Source organism: Haladaptatus sp. (assembly GCF_049589095.1).
Lineage (GTDB): Archaea > Halobacteriota > Halobacteria > Halobacteriales > Haladaptataceae > Haladaptatus.
This window is the reverse complement of record NZ_JBAWAC010000338.1, coordinates 1-6,224: the sequence shown is the minus strand read 5'-3', so window position 1 is coordinate 6,224 and position 6,224 is coordinate 1. Positions and strand designations below refer to the sequence as shown.

Here is a 6,224-nt window from a genome sequence, read left to right as displayed (position 1 = left end):
GCCCAGGCAAACCCCGGAGACAATTACTGACCGCGAAAAATTCAGCTCGGAACTCGAACGGATTCGAAACTCGGGAGTCGCATACGAACGCAACCAGCGTGTCGATGGAATTTGCTGTGTTGCTGCTCCCATCGTCGTAGAAGGAAAGCGCCGCGCGGCGATCAGTGTCACCGGCCCCGAGCGACGAATGTCCGAAGAGCGACTACAGAACGAACTGAAAGATGTTGTCCAACGCGTCGCAAATGTTATCGAGATCAACCTGACCTATGACTAAGACGATTGCACCGTTGCCGCGTTTCCTTTGCAGACAGAGGTCTCGAAGGGGGAGACACTGACGATCAAAAATCGTAAGAACTGACGATCTGAGCACGAGACGACCTCCGCAACCGTGCCATCCGGATGGATCACGTATTGGCGTTTCGGTCGTCCGAACGTGCGTCCTACCTGCGATCAGTTACCGACGTTTGTCGCCCGGTCTACGACGTCGCTTCCGTACATTTCCTCCAGTTCCTCGTGCTGGTCCGAACGGTGTTCGTAGACGTCCTGGAACAAAGTGACCGGGGTCTGAGCAGCCTGATAGGTAGCTTCGTCCCACATCCTATCCTTCTCGATGGTCACTTCGACATCCCCGATAGCTAGCGTTGTCGACTGCGTCATGGCAATCGCACCCTGCCCGGCTTCTTTCGCCGCTTCGAACTCCTCCATCGAATCGACGATATCGTTCATGCTGGGTACGTAAGACGTCATAGCCAGCAGTTCCTCGTGGAGTTCCTCCTCGTCGAGTTCGCGTTCGTCGGTACCGACGCGCAGGACGTAGCCGTCGCCGGTCTCTTCGAGCGAAATCTCGTCTCCATCGTAGATCTGCCGACCGTCCTCCTCCCGGAGTTCGACTTCGTCGTCGCCGGTTTCGAGGAGCCAACTCCCAGTCTTTGGCGGGAGTGGTGCCTTGTTCGCTTCGACCACCTGTCCGGGAGTCAACGACCAGATGCCGATCATCCCCTTCGCGCGGTTGTCCTCCATCCGTTCGTGGTAGCCCTCGATATCGCGGATATCGTCGTATGGTCCGTCGACCGCGATGAGCGCGGCGGCACTGGCACCACGGGACGTGTTGTGTCGAAGTTCGGACCACGGCGGAAGCGATCCGGTCGGGGTCATCGCGCGCATGTCCTTGGTGTAATCGACTTCGCCATCGACGAGCATAAACAGCCGTTCGAGGTTGTTGGATGGCTTCCCGATCTCTTCACGAAGGTCCCCGAGAGCCAATTCGGCTTCGCCGCTCTCGACGATTACCGACATCGAGAGGCTACCCTTTTCGAGTCCGTGCTCATCTTCGATGATGGTGAAGAACTCGTCGGCTTTCTTCCAATCGTCGATATCACCGACTTCCGGGATGACGAAGCCGTCGATGTGTTCGATGGCGCCGTTTTCTGGATCGGCGATTTCCAGCATGTGCTGAAATCCCTGATATCGGGTCGATGAATCCTCACGGTGCCAGACGATCCGCGGGTGTATCTCTCCCGGGAAGTCAGCACCGTACTCGGAAACGACCTCGATGAGGTTCTCGACACCCTCGTCCCGCATGGACGGAGCCGTTGCATCCTCGTTGTCCGGCACCCAGACGTCCGGGGCCTTCATACCCTGGAGCTGGGCAGCGCTTCGGATCATCTTGGCGGAATCGTCCCCGCCCTCTACAGCAGTCGGGGACGTGAAGAACGTTCGGACGAATTCGCGATCGTAATGTCTTTTTATAGCCATAGCTCATGAAAATGTTACCGTACTCTTTATTAAGTGTGTTGGTGACGGATAGAGAATCGATATCCCTCTGATTCATCTCTTGGACTCGGAACGACGATCCGAGCGTTCGGAAGACGGGCGGAATTCAATCGACGAGCGCCTCGGCGACTTTCGTGATCGGATGCGGCGGTTTCGTCGCGTCGGCACGATCGCCCAGTTGGCTACGGCAGGATGCACCTGGCGCGACGACTGTATCGGTGTCGCTCGCTTCGACCTTGTCGAAGAGGATCCGTCCCATCGCCTTCGAGAGGTCGAAATGTTCGGCTTCGTACCCGAAACTGCCTGCCATGCCACAGCACGCACTGTCAAGGGGATCGACTGCGTACCCCGCTCGTCGGAGCACGCCGACCGCATGGTGGTCCTTGTTCATCGCTTTCTGATTACAGTGGCCGTGATAGGAGAGCGATTCATCGGACTCCTCGAAGAACATCCGGTCGTCGAGTCGGTGCGTGTCGACGAATTCGAGAACGCTGTAGGCGTTCTCGGAAACGGTTTCGACCGCGGAACCCTGCAGCAGCGAGCGGTACTCGTCCTGGAACATCACGGCGTCCGACGGTTCGATGAAGAGCACCGACCAGCCGTCATCGACGTACGGACGTAAGGCGTTCACGTTGCGGCGCGCTCGCTTCTCGGCGAGATCGAGGAACCCCTTCGAATACGCCGGTCGGCCACTCGCCCCGACGTCGTCGGGAACCTCGACGTGGATATTCGCCGCCTCGAGAACCGTCACGGCGGCTTTTCCGGTCAAAGGATGACTGTAGTTCGTGTACGTATCGGGGAAGAGCAACACCTTGTCGTCGGCCTCCCGAAGGGGAACGCCCGACCCTCGTAACTCGAACCACTCCTGGAAACTCTCCGCCTCGAACGTCGGAAGCTCTCGATCCGCGGCAATCCCGAGAATCTTCTCGAGGGCGAGTCGGGAACCGGGAAGTTCGGTGAGCCGGTTCGCTATCGGTGCGAGACGGCTGCCGAGCGCCGAAAGCGTATCGATGTTTGCAAAGAGACGGTCACGAATTCCGGGGTCGTGGTGCTGATGAGCCTGATGTTTGACCTCGGTCTTGAGCTTCGCCATATCGACACCGGTCGGGCAATCGTTCATACATCCCTTACAGCCGATACAGAGGTCGAGAACCTCCTCTTGGAAGCGATCGGAGTACAGTTCCTCTTCTGGAAGCTCGCCGCTGATGGCCGCGCGCAGCAGATTGGCACGACCGCGTGTCGCCTGTATCTCCTCCTCGGATGCCCGGTAGGTCGGGCACATCACGTCCCGATCCGGTTGTCTGCAGTTCCCACAGCCGTTGCAGAGTTCGACGAGTTGGGAGAATCCACCCTCCTCGTCGAAGTCGAGTTTGGTCGCGGGTTCGATGGAGCTGTATTCGGCGCCGTAGCGGAGGTTTTCGCGCATATCGGTCGGATCGTCGTCACGGTAGACGACCTTTCCGGGGTTCATCCGCCAGTCGGGGTCGAATACGTCCTTGACGTCTTTGAACGCCGCCCAGAGGCTTTCACCGTACATCTTCGGATTGAACTCGGTGCGGGCGAGTCCATCGCCGTGCTCCCCGGAGAACGCCCCGTCGTGTTCGAGGACCAAATCAGTCACGTCGTCCGCAATCGACTGCATCATCTGAATTCCGTCGTCGTCTTTCAGGTTGAGAATCGGACGAATGTGCAGCGTTCCACTCCCGGCGTGTGCGAAGTAGGCCGCCGACGTTCCGTGATCGATGAGTACGTCCTCGAACGACTGCACGTACTCGGCGAGTTCCTCGGGCGGTACCGTTGCGTCCTCGATGAACGGGTAGGGTTTCGGATCCCCGTCGAGACTCATGAGGAGCGGGATGGCGGCCTTCCGAAGTTTCCAAAGTTTCGCCTGCTCGTCGTCCGTGTACGCCTCGATGACGTCGAAGGCCTTTCCGGCGTCGTGGAAGTGCGCGTTCGTCTCGGCGACAGCGTCCTCGAAGTCATCGACGAGTTCGGAGTCGAACTCGATCATGAGGGACGCTGCGGTTTTCTCGGGGATCGGGTCTGCGTACTGAGCGAACTCGGGGGAGTCGCGGGCGAGACGGAACACTTCGTCGTCCATGAGTTCGACTGCACTGACGTCGAAGTCGAGGGCTTCGGGGACGGCCTCCATGGCGTCGACGAGATCCTCGAAGCAATAGAGCGCGAGCGCGGTTTCCTCCGGCCTCGTCACGAGGCTCAGCGTCGCCTCGACGACCACGCCGAGCGTACTTTCCGCACCGACGAAGAGCTTCGAGAGGTTGATCACCCGTTCGCCGTCGTCGTTCTCGTAGATGACTTTGTGAAGATTGTAACCGCTGACGCTCCGCTTCAGCTTGGGATATCGGTCCTCGATCTCGTCGGCGTTCCCTTCGACGAGCGTGCGGACGGTCCGATAGATCTCCGCTTCGCGGGTGTCCTCCGCGACGATCTCGTCCCACTCCTCGCAGTCGAGAACGATCTCTCGGGTGTGGAGGAGCGACCCGTCGGCGAGGACGACTTTCAGTTCCTCCGTGTAGGCGTCGGTGATTCCGTATCGGACGGAGTGGGCACCCGTCGAGTTGTTCCCGATGCCGCCGCCGACCGTCGCTCGGTTCGAAGACGCCGGGTCGGGTGCGAACTTGAGTCCGTAGCGAGCGAGGTGTTCGTCGAGAACGTCCTGAACGATTCCGGGCTGGATCGTCGCCTCGCGGGCGTCCTCGTCGATATTGACGAGGCTGTCCATATGGCGAGACAGATCGAGGACGACACAACCCGGTCCGACCGCTTGGCCCCCGAGTGACGATCCTGCTCCGCGCGCGAGAATGGGAACGTCGTAATCGGCAGCGACCCGTACGGCATCTTGCACGTCGGTAGCGTGACGAGGCGTAACGACGCCCGCGGGACGGGCCTGATAGATGCTTCCGTCAGTCGCGTAGAGGATCTGTGAATACTCGTCGAATCGAACCTGTCCGTCGACGGCATCGCGCAAATCGCTCGCGAGCGATGCGTACTCGGCTACATCGACGCGAGAGGGACTTTCGGCGTCCCGCTGTGCCTTTGACTCACCGAGACTTGACCTGGATCGGTCGATAGCCATAACGTCTTCTCATTGGGAATCTCGCCTATTAACAATTAGGATAGTGGTGATTCGTGGCGAATATTAGCGAACGGCCAGAATGATTCGATGTGGGGGAAATCCACACGTGCCTTCGTCAGAACACCCCCGGGAAGAGGACGTAGACGAACAGGAGGCTCAGTACGCCGGTAAAGACGGCGTAGTAGATGAGCGGGATGAGTTCTAATCGAATGACACGCCCTTCTTCGCCGACGAGACCGACGACCGCGAGCGCGGCGACGACGTTGTGAATGGCGATGAGATTGCCGATCGCACCACCGACGGCCTGCGCGGCGAGCAGTAGCGTTCGTGAGACGCCGATGTCGCGCGCAACGCCGTATTGGAACGTCCCGAAGAGGATGTCGCTCACCGTGTTCGATCCGGCGAGGAACGCGCCGAACGCCCCGACGAACGCAGCGAAGAACGGATAGGTGCCACCGGCGACCCCTGCCACGGCCTTCGACAACACGATAAGCATGCTATCCCCGCCAGTCGCGGCACCCGACTGGAGCATGATTTGGACGGTGGCCACGGCGAACAGGAGCGCGACGAGTGGCGGGGTGATCCGCTCACCCGTTTCGACCCACGCGTTCTTGATGTCGGTCGTGTTCATTCGATGAAGTGGGATCGTGATGAGGTGGACCGCGACGAACACCGCACCGGGGAGATACAGGACACTGATGGAATTTTCGAGCCCTGTTCCGAGAATATTGGTCCACTGCAGGACGAGTGTCGACTGGAGGAAGTCGCTTAGCGGTGCCCAGACGCGGGTGAGAACGAGCAGAACGGCGAGCAACCCGTAAGGGAGCCACGCCATCCAGATCGACATCTCATCGTCGTCAGCGAGGGCCGTGTTACTCGACGTAACCGTCCCGCCGTCAGCAGCGATCTGACCGCCCTGTCCCATGGACTCGCCGGGTTCGATGCCACCGACCCAGTGCGAGGGCCACGTGTCGCGCGGAGCGAACTCCCAGTCGTCGTCCGGGTGGAAGTAACCGGCTTTCAGCGCGCCAATCGTCAAGACCATCGCGACCATCGAACCGAGGAGCGCGGGGAACTCCGGACCGAGGTAGTAGGCCGTGAGCCAGTAGGGAATCACGAACGTTACCCACGAGAACAGCGCGAGCGGGAGGACCGCGAACGCGGGACGTATCGAACGTTCCTCGCCGAAGAATCGCGTCATCATCATCACGCCCATGATGGGGACGGCGATGCCGACGATGGCGTGATAGGTCGCGGCCCAGACGGCGATTTGATCCACCCAGAGGGAGATACTACCGAACGGGCCGTTGACGACGACCTGCGTCTTCACCATCGAGACGGATTCGAGCGTATC

Annotated in this window: 4 protein-coding genes; 1 reads left to right on the top strand and 3 read right to left on the bottom strand. The window is 59.8% G+C overall.

Going from position 1 to position 6,224, the window contains the following annotated elements; translation table 11 throughout:
* Positions 1 to 274, top strand: a 274-nt coding sequence (locus WBV42_RS10835) for an IclR family transcriptional regulator domain-containing protein (protein WP_423986038.1), incomplete at its 5' end; no start/stop codon positions are given.
* A gap of 176 nt (positions 275 to 450) precedes the next feature.
* On the opposite strand, the gene aceB is transcribed toward WBV42_RS10835, so the two are convergent.
* From aceB to WBV42_RS10820, 3 genes are all read right to left on the bottom strand, one after another.
* A complete protein-coding gene (gene aceB / locus WBV42_RS10830; RefSeq protein WP_423986037.1) occupies positions 451 to 1,755 on the bottom strand; it encodes a malate synthase AceB in 1,305 nt (434 codons plus the stop codon).
* A 124-nt stretch (positions 1,756 to 1,879) separates the two neighbouring features.
* Positions 1,880 to 4,870, bottom strand: a complete 2,991-nt coding sequence (locus WBV42_RS10825; RefSeq protein ID WP_423986036.1) for an FAD-binding and (Fe-S)-binding domain-containing protein — start codon at positions 4,868 to 4,870, stop codon at positions 1,880 to 1,882.
* A gap of 115 nt (positions 4,871 to 4,985) precedes the next feature.
* Positions 4,986 to 6,224 (bottom strand): L-lactate permease (locus WBV42_RS10820; RefSeq protein ID WP_423986035.1); only part of this gene is annotated, 1,239 nt, incomplete at its 5' end.